The sequence below is a fragment of the Pseudomonas sp. F-14 TE3482 genome (assembly GCF_053629455.1).
This window is the reverse complement of record NZ_JBRJII010000001.1, coordinates 285,893-310,030: the sequence shown is the minus strand read 5'-3', so window position 1 is coordinate 310,030 and position 24,138 is coordinate 285,893. Positions and strand designations below refer to the sequence as shown.

The 24,138-nt window shown below is 60.7% G+C and carries 16 protein-coding genes and 1 pseudogene; 12 read left to right on the top strand and 5 right to left on the bottom strand.

The features are described 5' to 3' along the window. Window positions 1-231 precede the first annotated feature (231 nt). Window positions 232-537: a DUF6388 family protein gene (locus tag AB7M26_RS01400; RefSeq protein WP_008009657.1), complete on the top strand. Its 306-nt coding sequence runs from the start codon at window positions 232-234 to the stop codon at window positions 535-537. 50 nt (window positions 538-587) lie between these two features. Here AB7M26_RS01400 and nadC read toward each other — a convergent pair whose 3' ends face one another. Beyond that, window positions 588-1,436, bottom strand: coding sequence for a carboxylating nicotinate-nucleotide diphosphorylase (nadC, locus tag AB7M26_RS01395; RefSeq protein WP_123498891.1), 849 nt, complete (start codon window positions 1,434-1,436; stop codon window positions 588-590). Between the two features lie 364 nt (window positions 1,437-1,800). Between nadC and AB7M26_RS01390 the strand changes: the two genes are divergently transcribed. From AB7M26_RS01390 to AB7M26_RS01370, 5 genes and pseudogenes are all read left to right on the top strand, one after another. Then, window positions 1,801-4,008, top strand: a complete 2,208-nt coding sequence (locus AB7M26_RS01390; protein ID WP_123498894.1) for a DUF1631 domain-containing protein — start codon at window positions 1,801-1,803, stop codon at window positions 4,006-4,008. Window positions 4,009-4,072: 64 nt separating this feature from the next. Further along, a complete protein-coding gene (gene ampD, locus AB7M26_RS01385) occupies window positions 4,073-4,642 on the top strand; it encodes a 1,6-anhydro-N-acetylmuramyl-L-alanine amidase AmpD (protein WP_123498896.1) in 570 nt (189 codons plus the stop codon). Between the two features lie 2 nt (window positions 4,643-4,644). Further along, on the top strand, window positions 4,645-5,481 hold the full coding sequence (gene ampE / locus AB7M26_RS01380) for a regulatory signaling modulator protein AmpE (RefSeq protein ID WP_063341580.1): 837 nt from the start codon (window positions 4,645-4,647) through the stop codon (window positions 5,479-5,481). A 20-nt stretch (window positions 5,482-5,501) separates the two neighbouring features. Then, window positions 5,502-6,911, top strand: a pseudogene (locus AB7M26_RS01375) (methyl-accepting chemotaxis protein); the annotation flags it as partial. Next, complete coding sequence (locus tag AB7M26_RS01370; RefSeq protein ID WP_429388982.1) at window positions 6,888-7,817, top strand: methyl-accepting chemotaxis protein; 930 nt, start codon at window positions 6,888-6,890, stop codon at window positions 7,815-7,817. The pseudogene AB7M26_RS01375 and the gene AB7M26_RS01370, both read left to right, overlap by 24 nt. Window positions 7,818-7,934: 117 nt before the next feature. Here AB7M26_RS01370 and AB7M26_RS01365 read toward each other — a convergent pair whose 3' ends face one another. Further along, window positions 7,935-8,711, bottom strand: a complete 777-nt coding sequence (locus AB7M26_RS01365) for a TatD family hydrolase (RefSeq protein ID WP_123498902.1) — start codon at window positions 8,709-8,711, stop codon at window positions 7,935-7,937. A gap of 3 nt (window positions 8,712-8,714) precedes the next feature. Further along, entirely contained in the window at window positions 8,715-9,710 is a 996-nt protein-coding gene (gene cra / locus AB7M26_RS01360; RefSeq protein ID WP_007900424.1) for a catabolite repressor/activator, read from the bottom strand. A gap of 300 nt (window positions 9,711-10,010) precedes the next feature. On the opposite strand from cra, the gene ptsP reads away from it, so the two are divergent. The 4 genes from ptsP (at window position 10,011) to AB7M26_RS01340 (ending at window position 17,273) form a co-directional block, all read left to right on the top strand. Then, complete coding sequence (gene ptsP, locus AB7M26_RS01355) at window positions 10,011-12,872, top strand: phosphoenolpyruvate--protein phosphotransferase (protein WP_123498904.1); 2,862 nt, start codon at window positions 10,011-10,013, stop codon at window positions 12,870-12,872. Next, on the top strand, window positions 12,872-13,813 hold the full coding sequence (pfkB, locus tag AB7M26_RS01350) for a 1-phosphofructokinase (protein WP_123498906.1): 942 nt from the start codon (window positions 12,872-12,874) through the stop codon (window positions 13,811-13,813). The genes ptsP and pfkB overlap by 1 nt, the downstream gene beginning before the upstream one ends. 11 nt (window positions 13,814-13,824) lie before the next feature. Beyond that, entirely contained in the window at window positions 13,825-15,564 is a 1,740-nt protein-coding gene (locus AB7M26_RS01345) for a PTS fructose-like transporter subunit IIB (protein WP_123498908.1), read from the top strand. A gap of 167 nt (window positions 15,565-15,731) precedes the next feature. Then, entirely contained in the window at window positions 15,732-17,273 is a 1,542-nt protein-coding gene (locus AB7M26_RS01340) for an alkaline phosphatase D family protein (RefSeq protein WP_123498910.1), read from the top strand. Window positions 17,274-17,412: 139 nt separating this feature from the next. Here the strand turns inward: AB7M26_RS01340 and AB7M26_RS01335 are convergent, their stop codons facing one another. Then, window positions 17,413-19,941 (bottom strand): PepSY domain-containing protein, encoded by a 2,529-nt coding sequence (locus AB7M26_RS01335; RefSeq protein WP_123498912.1) that lies wholly within the window; start codon window positions 19,939-19,941, stop codon window positions 17,413-17,415. A gap of 291 nt (window positions 19,942-20,232) precedes the next feature. Further along, window positions 20,233-22,491, bottom strand: a complete 2,259-nt coding sequence (locus AB7M26_RS01330) for a TonB-dependent receptor (protein WP_123498914.1) — start codon at window positions 22,489-22,491, stop codon at window positions 20,233-20,235. A 207-nt stretch (window positions 22,492-22,698) separates the two neighbouring features. On the opposite strand from AB7M26_RS01330, the gene AB7M26_RS01325 reads away from it, so the two are divergent. Both AB7M26_RS01325 and AB7M26_RS01320 read left to right on the top strand, forming a co-directional pair. Beyond that, window positions 22,699-23,379, top strand: coding sequence for a Fe2+-dependent dioxygenase (locus tag AB7M26_RS01325; RefSeq protein WP_123498916.1), 681 nt, complete (start codon window positions 22,699-22,701; stop codon window positions 23,377-23,379). 57 nt (window positions 23,380-23,436) lie between these two features. After that, entirely contained in the window at window positions 23,437-24,135 is a 699-nt protein-coding gene (locus tag AB7M26_RS01320; RefSeq protein WP_123499031.1) for a tetratricopeptide repeat protein, read from the top strand. The last annotated feature ends 3 nt before the right edge of the window (window positions 24,136-24,138 follow it).

Here is a 24,138-nt window from a genome sequence, read left to right as displayed (position 1 = left end):
CCTCCTGCTCCTTATGCACGTGGCTTTTTATGGGATAGATGTAAAGACCCGTGTAATTCATCGACAAAACGTCCTATATTCGTTGTCTGCATGAGCATCGCCCAGCAGTTTTCAGATGATCCCGAATGGTTCTGAAGGCCAGACAAACCGGGCTTCAAACGGTTTTTCTGCGTCAGAGAGATCCTTGATGATCCAGATCCATCTTCCATTCCCCAGATCAGCGAGAACGCCATGACCGTTAAAGAATTGACCCAAGAAGCCAGACACGAAGAAGCCCTCAAAAAGTACGCGCTAGACGCGCACGAATTGATGGAAGAGATCAAGGACCTGCCCGCCGACGATCAGAAAGACCAGATTCAGTGGGCGTTCGAGGATGAGGCGGAAGCTCAGGGCTTGCAGCCGTGGGAGCTGACGCTCAAGTACACCTCAAGCCCGGAAGAGTACGAGGCTGCGCGCCTGGCGCTGCACAAGGAGGCGGCCGAGGTATTGGGCGTCGAGTGGGAAGAGTACTGCGAGATGAATAATCTGGTGGTCTAAAAAAACGCCAGCCTTTATCAGGCTGGCGTTTTTTATTATCAACGGCGTGATCAGAGACTCAGTCGCATCGACAGGTCCACAGCCTTCACATCCTTGGTCATCGCACCAATCGAAATGTAATCCACCCCGGTTTCGGCGATTGGCAGCAACGTGCTTTCGTTGATACCACCGCTGGCTTCCAGTTTTGCCTTGCCGGCGTTCAAGCGCACAGCTTCGCGCATGTCATCCAGGCTCAACTCATCGAGCATGATGATGTCGGCACCCGCCGTAAGTGCTTCCTTCAGTTCCTCCAGGCTTTCCACTTCGATCTCCACCGGTTTGCCCGGGGCGATCTTGTGTGCGGCGTTGATAGCTTCAGGAATGCCACCGCAGGCGGCGATATGGTTTTCCTTGATCAGGAAGGCGTCATACAGGCCGATGCGGTGGTTGTGGCAACCGCCGCAGGTCACGGCGTACTTCTGGGCCAGGCGCAGCCCCGGCAGGGTTTTGCGGGTGTCGAGCAACTTCACCCGGGTCTCGGCGACGAAATCGGCCAGGTACTGCGCGCGAGTGGCCACGCCGGAAAGCATTTGCAAAAAATTCAATGCACTGCGTTCACCCGTCAGCAGCGAGCGCGCCGGGCCTTCGAGATGGAACAACACCTGATTGGGTTTGACCCGTTCGCCGTCGCGCACCTGCCAGTGAACGGCAACCCGAGGGTCCAGTTGCCGGAAAACCGCATCCACCCACGCGGTACCAGCAATGACAGCCTGATCGCGGGTGATGATGGTGGCTTTGGCCAGGCGTTCGGCCGGGATCAGTTGCGCGGTGATGTCGCCGCTGCCGATGTCCTCGAACAACGCACGGCGCACGTTGGCTTCGATTTCGGCGGTCAAATCGGCGAGACGTAGATTCGGCATAACGGGCTCCACAAACAAAGTGGCCCGATTATAGGGCCATGCTGCGAGGCAACCCAAGGCATCAACGACCATTCCATCGTTAGCAAACCTGCATTTGGTCGATTGGCGCGAGCGATCAGTGCTAAGCAAAGGTCTCTCCCATAACGTCTATTTCTTGGGGAAGGGCAGAGTCTGCTGGCACAAAGAAGGTCTTTTGCAGATAATCCGCCTTGCATTTGACGTCATAGCTTTGACGTAGCTTTGGATTCCTTACTATTGAATGACAACGGGTGGTGACTGTCCCCGTTGAGTGTCGGCTGTATGGCCGGCGTACTCGATCTTTCTTACGAACCGAACCGAAGAATCACCGTTTCAGGAGGCTTGGATGCACAACGACGGGAATGTAGTGCCTTTGCACAAGGCCGCTACCGACCAGGCGACTCACTCGCCGCTCGCCCGCCTGCCCGTGATTCTGCTTCAGGTTCGCGACAAGGCTGCTCAACAGCTCAAGCAAGGTTTGCAGGCGCTGTTCGATAACGCCGACGACACCCTGTTCGAAATGGCCGACCGCGCCCGCAACGACGTCGAGCAAAACATCTTCTTCGAAGCCATGCGCGATTTGCGCCTCAAGCGCAAAAGCATCGAACGCGGTTTTCTTGAGCAATTCTTCGAGGCCTTCGTCAGCCTCGCGCGGTACGACATTTCCCCGGTTGCCTTGCCCCGGGCATTGGTTTTCGATGCCTCGGCAGCGATGCCCAATGACGACATGGAGCGCAACGTGGCAGTGGAGGCCATGGTCGGCAAAGTGCTGAACCGCGACGGTTTCGCCCTCGACCAGCTTACCGCCCGACTCAGCACACTGTTGAGCAAGACGCTGGTCGAACAGCACAACCCCCTGGGGCCGACGCTGCTCTGCGAGTATTTCTTGCAGGCCGGGCGCAACCTGGGGATGGAGATCAAGGTCAAGCTGATCATTCTCAAGCTGTTCGAACGCTATGTGCTCAGCAATGCTGATCAGCTCTACGCCGAAGCCAATCAACTGCTGATCGCCACCGGCGTGCTGCCGGACCTCAAGCCCGCCCCGACGCGGCGTGCCACCGATCGGGCGGCTGCGAGTGTTCGTGCTGACCCCACCGAGACAGGCGTGCGAACTGGCAATACGCAGATTGACGAAGGGGTGCAGGAAGTCTTCGCCGCCTTGCAGGAATTGCTGTTCCACGTGCGTGGCAGCGTTGCGCCGACCCTGGAGGTCAGCGCCCAGACCCAGCCCATCTCAACCCGCGACCTGCTGCGCCTGCTCTCGCATTTGCAGCAATACGTACCGGCGATGGCGGCACCAGACGACTTCGATCTGCGTAACCAGCTCGAACAACTGCTGACCCGGGGCAGTGTCAAAAGCGGCAAGTCGCGCGTGGTGGGGGTGGCCGACGAAGACGTGATCAACCTGATCGCCATGCTCTTCGAATGCATCCTCGATGACCGTAACCTGCCGGACTCGCTCAAGGCGCTGATCGGCCGTTTGCAGATACCGATGCTGAAAGTCGCGGTGCTCGACAAGAGCTTTTTCAGCCGCAGCAGCCATCCGGCCCGGCGTTTACTCAACGAAATCGCCGCTGCAGCCATGGGCTGGGGCGAGTGCGATGACCATGAGCGCGACAGCCTGTACCTGCGCATCGAGCAAGTGGTGCAGCGCTTGTTGAACGACTTTGTCGATGACACGGCAATCTTTTCCGAATTGCTGGCGGATTTTCTCGCCTTCACCAGTGACGAGCGCCGTCGCAGCGAATTACTCGAGCAGCGCACCCGTGACGCCGAAGAAGGCCGCGCCAGGACCGAACTGGCGCGTCAACGGGTCGAGCAAGCGCTGAACCAGGCGTTGGTGGGCAAGGTGCTGCCGCACAGTGTGGTGGCGTTTGTCCAGGAGGCCTGGAGCAAGGTGCTGTTGCTGACCTGCCTCAAGCACGGTGATCAGTCCGCCGAATGGCACGCCGATGTGCAGACCATGGCGCAACTGATCTGGAGCGTGCAACGCCATGACGAGCCCGACGCGAGTCTGCGCTTGTTGGCGCTGGTACCGGGGTTGCTCAAATCGTTGCGCGATGGTTTGAACAGCTCGGCATTCGATCCGTTCGCCACCGGCGAGTTTTTCAGCAAGCTGGAAGCTTTGCATGTGCAGCTGTTCGAACGTCCAGGCCAGAAAAGCATGGCTGTTGACGCACCGATGATGGTCCAGGTGCAGCAGCAAATCGTGCTTCGCAGCGCTGACGAAGGCCCGGTCGAGACCGCATCGATGCGTTTGCCCCAGGACGATGTCGCTTTGCTTCAAGTCGATCAGTTGCACCTGGGCTGCTGGGTCGAGTTTCAGGAAGATGAGGAAAACACCCTGCGCTGCAAGCTGGCGGCGATCATTGAAGCCACCGGCAAGTACATCTTCGTCAACCGTACCGGGATGAAAGTGCTGGAGCACAGTCGCACCGGTCTGGCCCTGGAGTTTCGGCGTGGCGCGGTGCGAACGCTGGACGACACCTTGCTGTTCGACCGGGCGCTGGAGTCGGTGTTGGGCAACCTGCGGCGTCTCAATCGCGGCAAGTGATCGCGCGCCGAGGGTCTATCGCGGCATACTGGGCACCAACACAGTCGTCGTTGAAGGAACCTGTATGCAGTTGGACCCCGCGAGCGGTTGGTGTCAGGGCGTGCGCATATGCCCCTCGCCCAACTTCAATGCGCGCCCCGAGGGCGAAATTTCCCTGCTGGTGATCCACAACATCAGTCTGCCGCCAGCGCAGTTTCTGACCGGCAAGGTGCAGGAATTTTTCCAGAATCGTCTGGATGTCACGGAACATCCCTACTTTGCAGGAATTGCCGACCTGCGGGTGTCTGCGCACTTTCTGATTGAACGTGACGGCACCGTCACTCAGTTTGTCTCTTGTCTTGAGCGCGCCTGGCACGCTGGCGTCTCGTGTTTCGAAGGACGGGAAACCTGTAACGATTTTTCCGTGGGCATCGAGCTCGAAGGCACGGATGATCTGCCGTTCACCGACGCCCAATATCAAGCGTTGACGGCCTTGACCCGACAGCTGCAAAACGCCTTCACAGGCATCACCGCACAACGCATCTGCGGGCATAGCGACATCGCACCCGGGCGCAAGACTGATCCGGGACCGGCGTTTGACTGGGCACGCTATCGTGTGGCTCTGGCAAAAGCTGCTCTGGAAAAAAAGGAGTAACAATGAGTTTTCTGGTGCTGCTGTTGGCGGTGTGGATCGAGAAGTTCTCGGCCCTGCGCCATCAGGTTCAACGTGATGGCGGTTGGGTGCGCGAGCTGAACAAGCTTGAAGCCAACCCACGCATGACAAACCGTCCGTGGCTGATACTGGTGGTGCTGGTGTTGTTGCCGGTGGCGCTGCTGGGTTTGCTGTTGGTGGTGCTGGAGCCGGTAGCCTACGGTTTGCTGGCGTTACCGGTGCACCTGCTGGTGGTGATTTACAGTCTGGGCCGAGGTGATCTGCTAGCCGGCCTCGGGCCGTTTCGCGATGCCTGGCGCCGGGAAGACCTGCAAGCCGCCGCTCATGTGGCCAAACGCGACCTGAATATTTGCGCCGACAGCGGCGAGCAACTGCTGGAGCGAGTTGAAGGGCATCTGCTGTGGCAGGCCTATCAGAGCTTTTTCGCGGTGATCTTCTGGTACTTCCTGCTGGGCCCGGTTGCCGCGTTGAGCTATCGACTGCTGGCGCTGGCCGAGGAGCATGGGCAGAACCCGGCCGTGGTCGAGCGAGCGGCACAGCTGCGTCATGCATTCGATTGGGTACCGGTGCGACTGCTAGCGGCGAGTTTTGCGCTGGTCGGCAACTTTGTCGCGGTCGGCCGGGTGATGCTGCACGAGCTGCTGAACTGGAACATCAGCGCCGCCCAACTGATCGAGAAAGTCGGCTTGGTGGCCGGTGAAATTCCGGCTCCGATGGTCGGGCCGGACGGTATCAACAGCCTCGACCGGATCTGGGAACTGCTGCTGCGCGCGGCAGTGCTTTGGTATGCCGGGTTTGCGTTGTGGACTGTTTTGTCCTAACCACGACACATCCGGAGTGAATGTCATTGTGGCGAGGGAGCTTGCTCCCGCTCGGCTGCGAAGCAGTCGTAAATCCGGACAACTCGATCTGTCTGAAAGGGTGCTGGGGGGCCGCTTCGCACCCCAGCGGGAGCAAGCTCCCTCGCCACAGGGGGCCCACCCGCTCCAATAACGGCACCCTGTCGTTAACCTTAAGTTACAAAACCCTCCGCCGATTTAGGCTATACAGAGATAGCGCCAATAGTGGCTATCTGCTGTCTCTGCGCGCCTGCCATAAAAATAAGAATTCAAAGGGAGACTTCACAGTGAAGAGCTTGCTCTATCCCGCCGTCGCGCTGATGAACCGCTTGAGCTTCGGCATGAAGTTCAGCCTGATCAGCGTGCTGTTCCTCGTGCCGATGCTGGTGACCAACTTCTATCTGGTGCGCGATTCCTATCGCGAATTCCAGGGCACTCGGGTCGAGCTGCAGAGCCTCGACCTGCTGGGCAGCGGCCTGAGCCTGCGCCGGGATCTGGAAACCCTGAACAACCTGGTGCAGATCAACGTTACCCTTGGCCAGTCCGGCAAGGCCGGTCATGTCGAGTCGAATATCAGTGCGCTGGAGCAAAGCGTGCTGACCCGTTTGCAAGGGCTGGCGGCGATGACCACTGACCCGGAACAAATCACCTTTTTCGATGGCAAGCGCGATGAAATGATCGCCGCGTTCAAGGCCCAGCAAACGGAAACCTCCCTGCAAAGCAAAAGTGCGCTGATCGGCAAGTTGCTCGGAAACGCGCAGATTTTCAGCCAGATCATTGCCAGTCAGGCCGGCCTGAGTCGCGACAGCCAGAGCGACATGCGTCAGCTGAGCGAACTCATTACCAACGTCACGCCGGCCGTGACCCAGACGCTCGGCGATGGCCGGGCGATGGGTTCTTACTCGTTGGGGCAGGGCTTTCTCAATTCGGCGTCGAGCACCCGTTTCGATGAGTTACTGGCGCAGATCGAAAAGCTTCAGGCCGAATACGGTCTGAAATTGCAGGACGCTCTGGGCTCCAGTAAAGCGGCGCACGAAACCCTGGCCGCCCAGGCCGAAAGCAGCAAGGCCTCTCTGAAAAAGGCCAGTGAACTGTTCGAAGAGCAGGTGGTGATGGCTGACACCCTCGATGCACCGTGGCAGGCCTTTTACGATCAGGTCACGGGCCTGATCGACCAGACCTACCAACTCAACGAAGCCACCCTGAAGTTTCTCGGTACCCAGCTGCAGCAGCGGCTGGAGCAGCACCGCACTCACATGATCCTGCAGGCAGTGGCGCTGACGGTGGTGTTTGTGTTGATTTTTTACCTCTATGGCGGTTTCTACGCCTCGACCCGCACCACCCTCAAGCGGCTTGGCGCGGTGATGGATAAAGTGGCGGCCGGCGACATGACCGTGACCTTCAGCGCCAACAGTCGTGATGAACTGGGCGAGTTGGGCGAGGTGTTCACCGGCACCGTGAAGAAAATCCATGACCTGATCGAGCGGGTTGGCCAGACCGTCAGTGAGGTCGAGCGCCAGGCCGGCCAGGTCGAAAATGTGTCCGCCCAGAGCAATCAGGCGGTGGCGGGGCAACGCACGCAGATCGAGCAGGTCGCCACCGCGATGAACCAGATGTCAGCCACGTCTCTGGAGGTGGCGCGCAGTGCCGCAGCGGCCGTCAGCAGCGCCCATAGCGTCAACGACGAGACCATCAGCGGGCGCGGCCTGGTGGAGTCCCAGCAGGGCAGCATAGCTGCACTGGCCAGTGAGATCGATCAGTCGGTGCGGGTGATCAATCAACTGGCCAGCGACAGTCAATCCATCAGCCGTGTGCTGGAAGTGATCAAAAGCATCGCCGAGCAGACCAACCTGCTGGCGCTCAACGCGGCCATCGAAGCCGCGCGCGCAGGCGAGCAGGGCCGTGGTTTTGCGGTGGTGGCGGACGAGGTCCGTACCCTGGCCAAACGCACCCAGCAATCGACCGAAGAAATCGAGCAGATGATTGCCAAGCTGCACAGCGGTGTCGGTGCAGCGGTCAAGGCGATGGGCACCAGCCATCAGATGGCCAACGGCACGGTCGGGCAGTCGGAAAAGGTCCAGCAGGCGCTGGAAAACATTCTCGGTGCCGTCGGCATGATTGTCGACCAGAACCAGCAGATCGCTGCCGCGGTTGAGCAGCAGACCGCCGTGGCTCATGACATCGACCAGAACATCGTCGAGATCAACCGTGCCGGTGAGCGCACCGCCGACGGTGCGCACCAGACCGAAAATGCCAGCCGGGCGTTGTCGGCGCAGGTGGTGGAACTCAAGCAATTGATCAGCGCGTTCCGGGTTTGATACCACGGAGTTGATTTACTGTGGGGGCGGGCTTGCCCGCGATAGCGTCTTACCATTCACATCAATGTTGGCTGATAGTCCGTCATCGCGGGCAAGCCCGCTCCCACAGGTATTGGATTACCAGTTGAACAGCTCACACGCATTGGCAGTGCTGGCGGCAGCCAGTCGTTCGGGGCTGACGGCCATGATGGCAGCCAGTGCCGCGCAGATCGCTGGCAAATGAGCCGGGCTATTACGTTGGCCGGGGAACATGGCGGGGGCCATGTCCGGTGAGTCGGTTTCCAGTACCACCGACTCAACGGGCAAACCGGCGAGCACGCGGTGCATGCGCAGGGCCTGCGGCCAGGTCGCGGCGCCGCCGAGGCCGAGTTTGAACCCCAGCTTGATGTATTCGCGAGCCTCTTCCTGACTACCGGCGAAGGCATGAATGATCCCCGCGCGTTTCAAGCGAAACCGTTTGAGCGTGGCAATCACCGCCGCATGGCTGCGTCGTACATGAATCAGCGCCGGCAGATTGAAGTCTGCCGCCAGTTGCAGTTGGGCGTCGAACAGCACTTGCTGGCGTTCACGATCCAGGGTTTCGATGAAGTAGTCCAGTCCGATCTCGCCCACCGCGCATAGCTGCCGATGGCCCGCCAGACGCGTCAGCCAGTCACCGAGTTCGGTCAAATCCTCAGGGCGATGGTCGTCCAGATACACCGGGTGCAAACCGAGCGCCGCATGCAGATCGGGATCGCTTTGCACCAGATCCCAGACCCGCTGCCAATTGGCCTGATAAACCCCCAGCACCACCATCCGTCGCACGCCGAGGGCGCGGCTCTCGGCCAGCAGCGCCTGACGATCCACGTCGAAATCCGGGAAATCCAGATGAGTGTGGGTGTCGATCAGTTCCACGGCTCAGTCCTGATGAATTCGCTGCTTGAAGGTCCGCGCGATGGCCTGCACGCCGGGTTGGTAATCGGCCTGTTCAATGGCCGCCAGCGCCAGTTGCAGTGCCTTATCGGCGATCAGCTGATGCTGCTGGGACATGGCGTTGACCGGCAGCGGCAGGAAGTCGAGCAATTGCGTATCACCGAAAGTGCCCAGGCGTAGCGGGCGGGTTTTCAGCGGGAAGTCATGCAAGGCATCGAACACGCCCTGAAGCAGCACGTAGGAGGTGGTTACCAACGCATCCGGCAAATGGCCCAGGCGCTGAAGCAACTCTTCCATCAATTGTTTACCGCACTCACGGCTGAACGACTCGCCGTGCTCGATCAGCGCCTCGCCTTTGAAGCCGTTCAGCGCTTCCTTGAAGCCTGCAGCCCGTTCCTGGCTGATACTCAATTCGGGACGGGCACCGATCAAGGCGATCTGCTTGGGCAACGGGTCCAACAGGCTGCGGGTAAGCTGCAGACTGGCTTCGCGGTCGTCACTGATCACCGAGCAAAAGTGCTCAGGCTCCATCACCCGGTCGATGGCGATGATCGGAATGCCTTTGGCCTGCAACTGGCGGTAACTGTCATCGCCGGCCGGCAGGCAACTGGCGACGATCAGTGCATCGCAGCGGCGGGCGCGGAACAGTTGCAGCAATTGCCGTTCGCTGTCTGGCGCATCGTCGGAGCTGGCGATCAGCAGCTGATAGCCGCGAGCCCGGGCGCCTTGTTCCAGCAGTTTGGCGATTCGCGCGTAACTGGGGTTTTCCAGGTCCGGCAGAATGAAGCCCAGGGTGCGGGTATGCCGACTGCGCAGTCCGGCGGCCTGAGGGTTGGGTGTGAAGCCATGTTGTTCGACAACTGCTCGCACGCGCTCGACGGTGGCGCTGCTGATACGTTGCTGTTCGGCCTTGCCGTTGATGACATAACTGGCGGTGGTCACGGAGACGCCGGCCAACTGTGCAATATCACTGAGTTTCAACCCGGTATTTCCTTGTTTATTCGAGCGTGCCCGGCATTTTCGCCAATCCTACCCGATTCGGCAGGCGATCATTGTGGCAGCACATCCGACAATTGGACTTCAAGGATGAGACATTATCGAGTAACGTGCCTAACATTCTAGATTAAACGTTTCAGCAGGCGTATTTTCTACGTTATAGGTCGCTTTGGTCGGTTCTGCCGCGAAACCGCCAAAACTGCCCCTGAAAAGGCGCTCCCAAGGGCCTAAGCTGAATCAATCAAAACAATACCTGGCGTCACACGGCGCCAAAAAGGAGAAAGCATGCTCGAGCTCACCATAGAGCAGATATCCATGGGCCAGTCGGCTGTGGATAAAGCCACCGCCCTGCAATTACTCGCTGACCGACTTGTGACCGATGGCCTGGTGGCGGATGGTTACCTTGCGGGCTTGCAGGCCCGGGAAGCCCAGGGCTCGACCTTTCTCGGCCAAGGTATTGCCATTCCCCACGGCACCCCGCAAACCCGCGATCTGGTGTTTTCCACTGGCGTGCGGCTGATGCAGTTTCCTGACGGCGTGGACTGGGGTGATGGCCAGATCGTTTACCTGGCGATTGGTATCGCCGCCAAATCCGATGAACACCTGCGCCTGCTGCAACTGCTGACCCGCGCCCTCGGTGAAACCGATCTGGGCCAGGCCCTGCGTCGCGCCAGTTCCGCCGAAGCCTTGCTGAAACTGCTGCAAGGCGCGCCGCAAGAATTGGCGCTGGACGCACAGATGATCGGCCTCGGAGTCTCCGCCGATGACTTCGAAGAACTGGTCTGGCGCGGTGCCCGCTTGCTGCGTCAGGCCGATTGCGTGAGCAACGGTTTTGCCGGCGTCTTGCAGCAGGTCGACGCGCTGCCGCTGGGCGATGGCCTGTGGTGGCTGCACAGCGAACAAACGGTGAAGCGTCCGGGCCTGGCGTTCGTTACCCCGGACAAACCCATGCGCTACCTCGGTCAGCCGTTGAGCGGTCTGTTCTGCCTGGCCAGCCTCGGTGAAGCCCATCAGGCATTGCTCGAACGCCTTTGCGCGTTGCTGATCGAAGGCCGTGGTCATGAGCTGGGCCGTGCCACCAGCAGCCGCGCGGTGCTGGAAGTCCTCGGCGGTGAAGTGCCGGCGGATTGGCCGAGCGCACGCATTGCCTTGGCCAACGCCCACGGTTTACATGCGCGTCCGGCGAAGATCCTCGCGCAACTGGCGAAAAGTTTTGAAGGCGAAATCCGCGTACGCATCGTCGATGGCCACGACAGCGCGGTGTCGGTGAAGAGTTTGAGCAAACTGCTCAGCCTCGGCGCCCGTCGCGGTCAGGTGCTGGAATTCATCGCCGAACCAACCATCGCTGCCGACGCCTTGCCCGCCTTGCTGGCGGCCATTGAAGAAGGCCTCGGTGAAGAAGTCGAGCCGCTGCCGGCAGTGAGCCAACATCGCGAAGTGATCGCCGATGTTGCCGAAGTGCTGCTTGCACCGGCCTCCGGTAGCCTGATTCAGGCGATTGCTGCCGCGCCGGGGATCGCCATCGGCCCGGCGCATATTCAAGTGCTGCAAGTTATAGATTACCCGCTGCGCGGTGAGTCCGCCGCCATCGAGCGTGAACGCCTCAAGCAAGCGTTGGCGGATGTGCGTCGCGACATCGAAGGCCTGATCGAGCGCAGCAAGGCCAAAGCGATTCGCGAGATTTTTATCACCCATCAGGAAATGCTCGACGACCCGGAACTGACCGACGAAGTCGACACCCGCCTCAAGCAAGGCGAAAGCGCCGAAGCGGCGTGGATGGCGGTGATCGAAGCTGCCGCCAAACAACAGGAATCGCTGCAGGACGCCTTGCTCGCCGAACGTGCCGCCGACTTGCGCGACATTGGCCGTCGGGTGCTGGCGCAATTGAGTGGCGTCGAAACGCCAGCCGAGCCGGAGCAGCCATACATTCTGGTGATGGACGAAGTCGGCCCGTCCGACGTGGCACGTCTTGATCCTACGCGTGTGGCCGGCATCCTCACCGCTCGCGGTGGCGCCACGGCCCACAGCGCCATTGTCGCGCGTGCCTTGGGTATTCCGGCACTGGTGGGCGCCGGTGCTGCGGTGTTGCTGCTGAAGCCGGGCACGCCGCTGTTGATCGATGGTCAACGTGGTCGCCTGCACGTGGACGCCGATGCCGCGACCTTGCAGCGCGCCACCGAAGAGCGCGACACCCGCGAACTGCGCCTGAAAGCCGCCGCCGAACAACGCCATCAACCGGCCCTGACCACCGATGGTCACGCAGTGGAAGTGTTCGCCAATATCGGTGAAAGCGCTGGCGTCACCAGTGCGGTGGAGCAGGGCGCCGAAGGCATTGGCCTGCTGCGCACCGAGCTGATTTTCATGGCCCACTCGCAAGCGCCGGACGAGGTGACTCAGGAAGTCGAATACCGTCGTGTGCTCGATGGCCTGGCCGGACGACCGCTGGTGGTGCGCACCCTCGACGTCGGTGGTGACAAACCGCTGCCGTACTGGCCGATCGCGAAAGAAGAAAACCCGTTCCTCGGTGTGCGTGGCATTCGCCTGACCCTGCAACGCCCGCAGGTCATGGAAGCGCAGTTGCGCGCCTTGCTGCGAGCGGCGGACAACCGTCCATTGCGAATCATGTTCCCGATGGTCGGCAGCGTCGATGAATGGCGTCAGGCTCGGGACATGACCGAACGTCTGCGCCTGGAAATCCCGGTTGCGGACCTGCAACTGGGGATCATGATCGAAGTGCCGTCGGCCGCTTTGCTGGCGCCGGTGCTGGCCAAGGAAGTGGATTTCTTCAGCGTCGGCACCAACGACCTGACGCAATACACCCTGGCCATCGACCGTGGTCATCCGACCTTGTCGGCCCAGGCCGACGGCTTGCATCCGGCGGTGCTGCAACTGATCGACATCACCGTGCGTGCGGCTCATGCTCATGGCAAGTGGGTCGGCGTATGCGGTGAACTGGCGGCCGATCCGCTGGCGGTACCGGTGCTGGTGGGCCTGGGTGTGGATGAGTTGAGCGTGTCGGGCCGCAGCATTGCCGAGGTCAAGGCGCGCATTCGTGAACTCAGCCTGACCCAGACTCAAACCCTTGCTCAACAGGCCCTGGCCGTGGGCAGCGCGAACGAAGTCCGTGCATTAGTGGAGGCCCTGTAATGGCCAAGATCTTAACCCTGACCCTGAACCCGGCGCTGGACCTCACCGTCCAATTGCCGCTACTTACCCCCGGTCAGGTCAATCGCAGCGACGAAATGCACACCCACGCCGCCGGCAAAGGGGTGAACGTGGCGCAGGTGCTGGCCGACCTCGGGCATCAGCTGACCGTCACCGGTTTTCTCGGGGAAGACAACCTTCAGGCGTTCGAAACCCTGTTTGCCAAACGCGGTTTTACCGACGCGTTTGTCCGCGTTCCCGGCGAGACCCGCAGCAACATCAAACTGGCGGAAAGCGATGGGCGCATCACCGACATCAACGGCCCGGGGCCGAGGGTCAGTGAAGCGGCGCAGCAGGCCTTGCTCGATCGACTTGATCAGATTGCTCCAGGGCATGACGCGGTCGTCGTGGCCGGGAGTCTGCCCCGTGGCGTGAATCCTCAGTGGTTGCGGGAGTTGATCCAGCGCTTGAAAAAGCGCGGTTTGAAAGTGGCGCTCGACACCAGTGGTGAAGCCTTGCGCGCAGGTCTGGCGGCCGGCCCGTGGCTGATCAAACCCAACACCGAAGAATTGGCTGACGCGCTGGGTTGCGAGGTGGTTTCCGTGGGCGCCCAAGCCGAGGCGGCGAGCCGCTTGCATGCGCATGGCATCGAACACGTGGTGATTTCCGACGGTGCCGACGGGGTGAACTGGTTCAGTGTCGGCTCGGCCATGCACGCCACGCCGCCCAAGGTCAGCGTGATCAGCACCGTTGGGGCGGGGGATTCGTTGCTGGCGGGCATGCTGCACGGTTTGCTCAGTGCCGATACGCCCGAACAAACCTTGCGCACCGCCACCGCGATTGCCGCCATGGCCGTGACCCAGATCGGTTTTGGTATCGGCGACGCGGCGCAACTGGCGCACCTTGAACAGGGCGTGCGCCTGCGCCCCCTGACAGAACAATAAGAGGGTTTGCAATGAAGTTAGCCATTGTTACGGCCTGCCCGAACGGCATGGTCACCAGTGTGCTGTGCGCTCGTCTGCTCGATGCAGCGGCCCAGCGTCAGGGCTGGAGCACCAGTGTTGAAGTCGTTGATGCGGCCCATCCGGAACGCCAGCTGTCGGCTGCGACCATCGAAGCCGCCGAGTGGGTGTTGCTGGTCACCAGTGCGCCGGTGGATATGTCGCGATTCGTCGGCAAACGGGTGTTTCAGAGCACCCCGGCCCAGGCTCTGCAAGATGTCGAAGCGGTGCTGCGTCGCGGGGTGGAAGAGGCTGAGGTTTACGTCGCGCCCGAAGTCGCCGCCGAGCCTGCCGCCGCCGTTAAAAGCGCGCCACGCCTGGTAGCTGTCACCGCGTGCCCGACCGGCGTCGCCCACACCTTCATGGCCGCCGAAGCCTTGCAGCAAGCGGCCAAGCGTCTGGGCTACGATCTGCAAGTGGAAACCCAGGGTTCGGTCGGCGCGCGTAATCCACTCAGCGCAGAGGCGATTGCCGATGCTGACGTGGTGTTGTTGGCGGCAGATATTGACGTCGCCACCGAGCGTTTCGCTGGCAAGAAAATCTACCGTTGCGGCACCGGCATTGCGCTGAAACAGGCCGAAGCGACGCTGAACAAAGCCTTGGCCGAAGGCAAGCAGGAAAGCGCTTCGACCGGCGCCAAAGGCCCGGCCAAACAAGAGAAGACCGGCATCTACAAACACCTGCTGACCGGTGTCTCGTACATGTTGCCGATGGTGGTGGCGGGCGGTCTGATGATTGCCTTGTCCTTCGTGTTCGGCATCACCGCGTTCAAGGAGGAAGGCACGCTCGCGGCGGCGCTGATGCAGATCGGCGGCGACACCGCGTTCAAACTGATGGTGCCGTTGCTGGCGGGCTATATCGCCTACTCGATCGCCGACCGCCCGGGCCTGGCGCCGGGGATGATCGGTGGTTTGCTGGCGAGCACCCTGGGTGCCGGTTTCATCGGCGGGATCATTGCCGGTTTCATCGCCGGTTATGCCGCCCAGGCGATCAACCGTTATGCGCGTTTGCCGCAAAGTCTTGAGGCGTTGAAACCGATCCTGATCATTCCGTTGCTGGCGAGTCTGTTCACCGGTCTGGTAATGATCTACGTGGTCGGCAAACCGGTGGCCGGGATGCTTGCAGGGCTCACGCACTTCCTCGACAGCATGGGCACCACCAACGCCATTCTGCTGGGTGTGCTGCTGGGCGGCATGATGTGCGTCGACCTCGGCGGGCCGATCAACAAAGCCGCTTACGCGTTTTCGGTGGGGCTGCTGGCGTCGCAAAGTTATGCACCGATGGCCGCGACCATGGCAGCTGGTATGGTGCCGCCGATTGGCCTGGGCATCGCCACATTCATCGCCCGGCGCAAGTTCGCCCAGACTGAACGCGAGGCCGGTAAAGCGGCGCTGGTGTTGGGGCTGTGCTTTATCTCCGAAGGGGCGATTCCGTTTGCGGCAAAAGACCCGCTGCGGGTGATTCCGGCAAGCATCGCCGGCGGTGCGCTGACCGGCGCGTTGTCGATGTATTTCGGCTGCAAACTCATGGCACCCCACGGTGGGTTGTTCGTGATGCTGATTCCGAATGCGATCAACCATGCACTGTTGTATCTGCTGGCGATCGTGGCCGGGAGTGTGCTGACGGCGGTGACGTATGCGCTGCTCAAGCGGCCGGAAACAGTAGAACTGGCGCTGGAACCGGCCAACGCCTGACTCTAAACCCTGTGGGAGCGGGCTTGCCCGCGATGACGGTTTAACATTCAACCCATTCGGTGACTGTTGCGCTGCTATCACGGGCAAGCCCGTTCCCACAGGGTTTGCGTTTTTCACACGAGCGTCATGCGCACATGCTTAAGTTTTCCTTTTCCAGGGAGAACACCATGAGCGAATTTGACCTCGGCCGTCGTCGCGTCATGCAAGCCGTTGGCGCCGGGCTGTTGCTGCCCGGCCTGGCCCCGGCGGTGATTGCTTCGGTCAAGGATCGGCCGCAACTCACCGATGGCGTGCAGTCCGGCGACCTGTTGGGCGACCGGGCGATGATCTGGAGCCGTAGTGACCGTGCGGCGCGGATGGTGGTGGAATGGGACACACGGAGCCTGTTCAGTAATCCTCGTCGATTCGTCTCGCCATTGGCCGATGCCCGCACTGACTTTACCGCCCGGGTCGAACTCACGGGCCTGCCCGCCGATCAGGCGATTTTCTACCGCGTGACTTTCGAAGACGCCCAAAGCGGTGTCGCCAGTGAACCCTGGTTCGGTCATCTGCGCAGTGTGCCAACCGCTCGGCGGGATATTCGGTTTGTCTGGAGCGGCGACACGGTCGGCCAGGGCTTTGGCATCAACCCGGACATCGGCGGCATGCGTATCTACGAAGCGATGCGTCTGCGCCTGCCGGATTTTTTTATCCACAGCGGCGACACCATCTACGCCGACGGCCCGGTGCCGGCGCAACTGACCACCGAAAGTGGCCGGGTGTGGCGCAACTTCACCAGCGAAGCCAAGAGCAAAGTCGCCGAAACCCTCGACGACTATCGTGGCAATTACCGTTACAACCTGATGGACGAAAACATCCGCCGCTTCAATGCCGAGGTCCCGCAAATCTGGCAGTGGGACGACCACGAAGTGGTGAACAACTGGTCGCCGGGCAAACAACTGGATGAGCGCTACAAAAGCAAAGATATCCACAGCCTGGTGGGCCGCGCGCGTCAGGCCTGGCTGGAATACGCGCCGATGCGCTTGCAGAGTGCCGATGACGGCGGGCGGATTTATCGCAAGCTGAGTTATGGGCCGCTGCTGGATGTGTTCGTACTCGACATGCGCAGTTATCGCGAAGCCAATGATGACAATCTCGGTGCCGCCAAGCCGTTTCTCGGTCGAGAACAATTGGACTGGCTCAAACGTGAGTTGAAAGGCTCCCAGGCCCAATGGAAAGTCATCGCCGCCGACATGCCTATTGGCCTCGGCGTACCCGACGGAGAAGTCAGCCCTGGTGTGGCGCGTTGGGAGGCGGTGGCTAACGGTGACCCTGGCTCGGCTCAGGGCCGTGAAGTGGAAATCGCCGAACTGCTCGGTTTTCTGCGGGCGCAGCGGGTGCGCAATTTCGTATTCCTCACGGCGGATGTGCATTACTGCGCGGCGCACCATTACCACCCGGACCGCGCGGCGTTTCAGGACTTCGAACCGTTCTGGGAATTTGTCGCGGGGCCGTTGAATGCGGGGAGCTTCGGGCCGAATGCGCTGGATAAAACCTTCGGCCCCGAAGTGGTGTTCGAGAAAGCACCACCGGCGCAGAACACCTCGCCGTTTGCCGGGTTTCAGTTTTTTGGCGAGGTGAACATCGATGGGCAGACGGGGGAGATGAGTGTGGTGTTGCGGGATCTGGATGGGGTGGGGGTGTTTGAGCGTAAATTGCAGCCGGTTTAAGGCTGGCAACTATCGTTTGAGTGGACATCGATCAAATGTGGGAGCGGGCTTGCCCGCGATTGCGGACTGTCAGCAACATCAATGTTGGATGTGATGGCCTCATCGCGGGCAAGCCCGCTCCCACAGGGGATCAAGGGTGTCAGTAGACGTCGCGGCGGTAGCGGCCTTGTTCGATCAAGCGGTCGACTTCTTCAATGCCAAGCAATTCATTGAGCACGTGATCCACCCCTGAAGCCATCCCCTGCAAACTGCCGCAGATGTAAATCACGGCGCCATCGGCCAGCCATTTTTTCAACTCGTCGGCCGACTCGCGCAGGCGATCCTGCACATAGATCTTCTCGGTCTGATCCCGCGAGAATGCCAGATCCAGTCGCGTCAGATCACCGTTGATCAACCACTCTTCCAGTTCCGCGCGGCATAGGTAGTCGTGCTCGCGATGACGCTCGCCAAACAGCAGCCAGTGACGCTGCTGCCCGTCGGCAATCCGCGCCTTGAGCAAACTGCGCAACCCCGCCAGCCCGGTGCCGTTGCCCAGCAGAATCATCGGCACGGGTTCGTTCGGTAGATGGAAACCACTGTTGCGGCGTACCCGCAAACTGATGCTGCTACCCACAGGCGCGTGTTCGGTCAGCCAACCGGAACCAACGCCCAGGCTGCCGTCGGCATGCAATTCCTGACGCACGATCAATTCCAGCACGCCGTCGGCGGCGATCGAGGCGATGGAGTATTCGCGCATGGCCAACGGCACCAAGGCGTCTGCCAGCGCTTGTGCATGCAGACCGACCAGATGCGCGCGGTTCTCGGGCAGTTGGCGGCTGGCCAGGGCTTGTTCCAGCGTTTGCGACAGGCCATCGAACTCAACCGTGGCCCGACCGTCGATCCCCAAACCGTCGAGGAAATGCTCGATGGCCCACGGACAATTGCGCGGCAGCACTTCCACCAGATCCCCGGCCAGCCAGCTGCTGGTGGTGGGGGCACTGAGGCCGAGCAAATACACGGGCGAACCGCTGCTGTCCGGGTTCATCAATTCGCGGCGGGTCAGGGTCCAGTTGTCGTAGCTGGGCGCTTGCCAGGTATCCACCGGTGCCTGGCCAGTCAACAGACCGAGCTGCTGTTGCCAGTGACGCAGGGCGTAGGGGTCGCCGCTGTCGACTTCCACCGGGGCGAACAAGGTCTTGCCGCCGTGCTCACCCAGCCAGGTGTGCAAGCGGCGGGCGAAGCCGCAGAAGTGTTGATACTGACGGTCACCGAGGCCGAGCACGGCATAGTTAAGGCTGTCGAAGCTCAGCGCCCGACCCAGCACTTTGCGTTCGAATCCTCGGGCGCTGTCCGGTGCTTCACCGTCGCCGAAGGTGCTGACCACAAACAGCGCGTTGCTGGAATCCTGCAGGTCCTGTTCGCTGACATTGGCCAACGGTTGAACCTTCACCGGCAACCCGGCGGCCTGCAATTGTCCGGCGGTCTGCCAGGCGAGCTGTTCGGCAAACCCGCTCTGACTGGCGAAGCCGATCAGCCATGCCGGTGCATCACCGCTCGGTTGTGCGAGGCCTTTGCGGGCGTCCTTGATCTGGCGTTTCTTGCGTCGACGGTCCAGGTACAGCAACCAGCCAGTGATGAAAAACAGCGGCATGGTCAGCGCGGCGATGGTCAGGATAATCCGCCCGATCATCCCGAAATAACTGCCGACGTGCAGCGCATAGATACTGGTCAGCAGCTGCGCCTTGAGGCTCTTGTCGCTGTAGCGGTCATGACGGCTGACGATGCCGGTCGCCGGATCGAGGGTGAGCTGGTTCCGTGCCTGGTCGTGGGGGGAATTCTTCAGCAGGTAGAACACCGTTGCCGGTTGCCCGGCCACGGGCGGCATACGCACGTTGTAGGAGGCAAGCCCTGGGCCGGCGGCGCTGTAGATGCTGCTCCATATCGCCGCGTAATCGGCAGTGGGGGCCGGGCCGCTTGGCGCAGGACCGCGACCACTGCGGACCCGTTCGTTCTGCGGCGAATCGGAAAGCAGTCGAGTCAGGCCTTTGTTGTACCACTCGTACGACCAGGATAGCCCGGTGAGCGCTGCCAAAAGATAGAACACCAGGCACCAGGTACCAGCCACTGAGTGCAAATCCCAGTTGAAGCTGCGACCTTTTTTATTCCAGTCCAGGGTCAGCCAGGCGCGCCAGCTTTTCCACTGGCGTGGCCAACGCAGGTACAGGCCGGACAGGCAGAAGAACAGCAGAATCAGGGTACAGGCACCGGTGATCTGCCGGCCGATATCGCCCATGGCCAGGACCCGGTGCAGTTGCAGCATCAGGCCAAAGAAATCCTGGCCGGTGACGTCGCCCATGAACTCGCCGGTGTACGGGTCGAAGTAACGCATCGGCCCGCGACGTTCACCGGGTGGCGCCGTGAAGATCACCCGCGCGGCGTTGCCGCTGTCGGTCTCGACCCAGAGCATCGAGACTTTCTTGCCTGAAGCGCCTTCGATTTTTTCTACCAGCTCGGCAGGCGGCAGTACGCCGGCAATCTGCTTTTCGACGTGCAGCACAGAGGGGTTCAACGCCCGCAGGATTTCATCCTGGAACGATACCGCCGCCCCGGTGATGCCCATCAGGGCCAGGACCAGTCCGGCGCTGATGCCGAAAAACCAGTGCAACTGGAACAGGGATTTCTTCAACACGTCGCTCGCCTTGTTCGTTCAAAAGTCATCATCACGGCGCGCATTATGCCGTGAGTTGTCGAGAAGCATTCTTTTTTACACACAAAAGCCCCGTTCACTTAGATGAACGGGGCTTTGGCCTAATGCCAGTCAGTTACGCCGCGGAACCTGTGGGAGCGGGCTTGCCCGCGAAGACGGCGGTACAGTCACCTTTGATGTCGCCCCATACACTGCTTTCGCGGGCAAGCCCGCTCCCACAGGGATTCTCGTTTAACTGACTGGCATTGGGGCTTTGGCCTTTCGCTTCTGTTATCAGAAGTGGAAGTTGGCACTCAGCAGGGCAGTACGGCCCGCTGCAACGTGGGCGTAGTGGTTCTGGAGGATCTGGTCGAAGTAACGCTCGTCGGTCAGGTTCTGTACGTTGAGTTGCAGGTCGACGTTCTTGGTCAGGCGATAGCTGGCCATCGCGTCGTAACGCCAGTAAGACGGGATCTCCACCGAGTTGGCGACGTTGCCGAACTGGGAATCGACGTAGGTCGCACCGGCACCGATGGTCAACTTGTCTGGCACCAGGTCGTAGGTCGACCAGAACGTGAAATTGTTCTGTGGCGTGCTTGGCATGTGGTTGCCTTCATCGGCGGCGAGGGTGGTTTTGACCACTTCGCTGTCCATGTAGGTGTAGCCGCCGAAGACTCTCCAGTTACGGGTCAGCTTGCCGGCGTAGCTCAGTTCCAGGCCATTGACCTGCTGTTCGCCGTCCAGTACTTGCGTGGTGCCGCCGTCTGGATCGTTGATCCGCGCGTTGGTTTTCTCGGTGCGGAACAGCGCGGCGGTCAGCGACAGGTCGTCACCGAAGAAGTCCCACTTGGTGCCGATTTCGTAGTTGCGGTTCTTTTCCGGGTCCAGACGGCTGTTGTTCGCGGCCAGTTCAAGGCCACCGTTGCCGCTGGTTTCGCCGGCCGGGTTGCTGGAGGTCGAGTAGGCCGCGTAGATGCTGCCGTTAGGCAACGGGTTGTAGACCACGCCGATCTGGTAGTTCACCAGGTCGCTGGTGTTCGCACGGGAGAAATCGTTCGCTGGCGCTGTGCTGCTGGCGTTGGCGTGGCCGCTGGATTCGACCTGGTAGTTGTCATAACGCAGGCCCAGGTTCAGGGACCATTGCTCGTTGAACTTCAGGGTATCGAACACGTAGGCCGCGGCGGTTTTGGTGTTGGTGTCAGTGAACGCGGCGCTGTCGGTGATCCTGCCATTCCAGTTATCCCCAGGCGTCGGGTTGTACAGGCTGGTGCAGTCGCCGGAGTTGAACAGGGCGCGGTTGCATCGAGTGCCGCTGGCGGTGGAGGTCAGGGTGTACGGGCGGTTGTGGGTGTCCTGATAGGAAAACTCCAGACCGGTCACCAGACTGTGCTCGATGGCGCCGGTGTTGAACTTGGCGCTCAGGTCGGTCTGGTTGATCCAGCCGCTGGACGTCGAGTTACGGCTCTTCGCACCCCGGTACACGTTGCCATTGACCACGTTGCCCTTGCTGTCGTCCGGGTTGGTGACGATGTAGTCCAGGGTTGAACGGGACATGCGGAAGCTGTTCGAGACGGTCAGGTCTTCATTCAGATCGTGTTCGATCTTGAGGGTGCCGCTGTCATTGGTGGTCTGGCGAAAGTCGCGACCGGTGAGGCCGTAGAAGTTGTCGCGATCGACATGTGCAGGTTTATCGACGTTGTACTTGCTGCGGTTGGGGCTCAATGTCAACGGGATGCCGTAGTCGGGCATGTCGTCGGTCTCGACGTGGTAGTAGCCGACGGTCAAGCGGGTATCGGTGCCCAGGCCGAACGCGAAGGACGGTGCGACGCCCCAGCGACTGACATCCACGGTGTCACGGCCGGCGACGTTGGCTTCGTGCTTCATCAGGTTCAGGCGCAAGGCCGAGGTGTCGGTCATCTGCTGGTTCAGATCAAGGGTGGTGCGCTGGGTCTGGTCCGAGCCCCAGGTGAAGCCGCCGTTGTAGGAATTGCCCAGCTTGGGGGTCTTGCTCACCAGGTTCAGACTGCCACCGGTGGAACCGGCGCCGGTGAAGGCTGAGCCCGGGCCCTTGCTGACTTCGATCGATTCAACGTTGAAGATCTCGCGGCTTTGGGACGCAGGGTCGCGCATGCCGTCGACGAACGTGTCGCTTTCAGCGTTGAAGCCGCGAATGATCGGACGATCGCCGGCCGGGTTGCCGCCTTCGCCAGCACCAAAGGTGATGCCCGGGGTGGTGCGCAGGGCGTCGACCAGACTGGTGGCGCCGGTGTCGCGAATCACTTGTTGCGGAATCACGGTGACGCTTTTCGGCGTCTCGCGCAGTGGCGCGGTGTACTTCTTGGAAGCCGAAGTATCGGTCTTGTAGGAGGTGTCGTACTGCTCGCCCACAACGCTGGTCGCGTCCAGGGAAATCGCATTGTTCGGTGCTTTTTCGTCGGTCTTCTCGGCCGCGAAAACCATGTGGCCCGCAGAGCCGGCAGTGATCGCCACGCCAATTGCAGACGCGAGCAAACGCGGTGAACCGACCGTTAATTGTGGTTGTTGGCGTGACATGTGAATTCCCCTCCCCAAGGATTTGAGGCCGCGGAATGTAGAGTAAATACGTATCTGTATCAATTGCGAAACGTTACTATTCGCGACAAATTTACATTCTTTACAATTTACCTTTACGGTTTTTGCGGTTTCATTCGTCACACGGGTTTTACACAGGCAATAAGAATCAATACCATTGGCGCCCCTTTGCCTTCAGGTGGTCTTTCCATGTTGCTGCACATTCCCGGCGTGTTCGCGAAAGAAGAAGTGCAGCGCATTCGCGAAGCCTTGACGCAGGCGGATTGGGCCGATGGCAAAATCACCGCCGGTTACCAGTCGGCCAAGGCCAAGCACAATCTGCAACTGCCGCAAGGGCATCCGTTGGCCAAGGAAATCGGTGCGGCGATGCTCGAGCGGTTGTGGAAAAATCCGCAGTTCATGTCGGCGGCATTACCGCACAAGGTTTTCCCTCCGTTACTGAACTGCTACACGGCCGGTGGTAGTTTCGACTTCCACATCGACAACGCCGTGCGTCAGCCCAAGGGCAGCATCGAGCGTGTGCGCACCGACCTGTCGGCGACGCTGTTCTTCAGTGAGCCGGAGGACTACGACGGCGGTGAACTGGAAATCCAGGACACCTTCGGCACCCAGCGCGTGAAATTGCCCGCCGGCGACATGGTCCTGTATCCCGGGACCAGCCTGCACAAGGTCAACGCCGTTACTCGCGGCACCCGTTACGCCTCGTTTTTCTGGACGCAAAGCCTGGTGCGTGAAGACAGCCAGCGCGCCTTGCTGTTCGAGATGGACGGGGCGATTCAGCAACTGACCCAGGACATGCCCGACCATCCTTCATTGATCCGCCTGACCGGCACCTATCACAACCTGTTGCGTCGCTGGGTCGAGGTGTAAGTGACGGACTTTCGGTTGCACCGCGAGGAAGTCCTCGACGGCGACCGCCTCAAATCGATGCTCGAAGAAAGCCCGGCGCGAGCGGCTCAGGCGATCCTGATCGCCGCCCGTGAAGGCGTGCTCGATGCTCAGGCGTTGCTCGGGCAGATCCTGCTCGACGGCCGTGGCATCGCTCAGGATCAGCCGCTTGCGCTGCGCTGGTTCGAGATCGCCGCCCAGGGTGGACACTCTATGGCGCGCAACATGCTCGGCCGTTGTCATGAACATGGTTGGGGTTGCACCGCCGATGCTTCGATAGCCGCGGGGCATTATCGTGTTGCCGCTGAAGCCGGACTGGATTGGGCGATGTACAACTACGCCAATCTGCTGGCTACTGGTCGTGGAGTGATCGAGGATCAGGTGCAAGTGCTGAGTCTGTATCGGCAAGCAGCTGAATTGGGCCATGCGAAGTCGATGAACCTGCTGGGGCGTTATCTGGAAGAAGGCCGGGTTTGCCCGGCAGATCCGCAAGCAGCCCGTGACTGGTATCGACGCTCGGCGGTCGGCGGGGATTTTCGTGGGCAATTCAGTTATGCAGCGGTGTTGGCGGATGAAGGCAAGATAGACGAGGCGCTGGGCTGGCTGCACAAGGCACTGGATGGCGGGAATCTGAATTTCTTGCGGGTGGCGAGCAAAGCACTGTTGAACGCGGTGAATCCGCAAATTCGCAAGTTGGCCGAAGACTACACGCAACGCTGCGCAGAGCTGAACCTGTAGGAG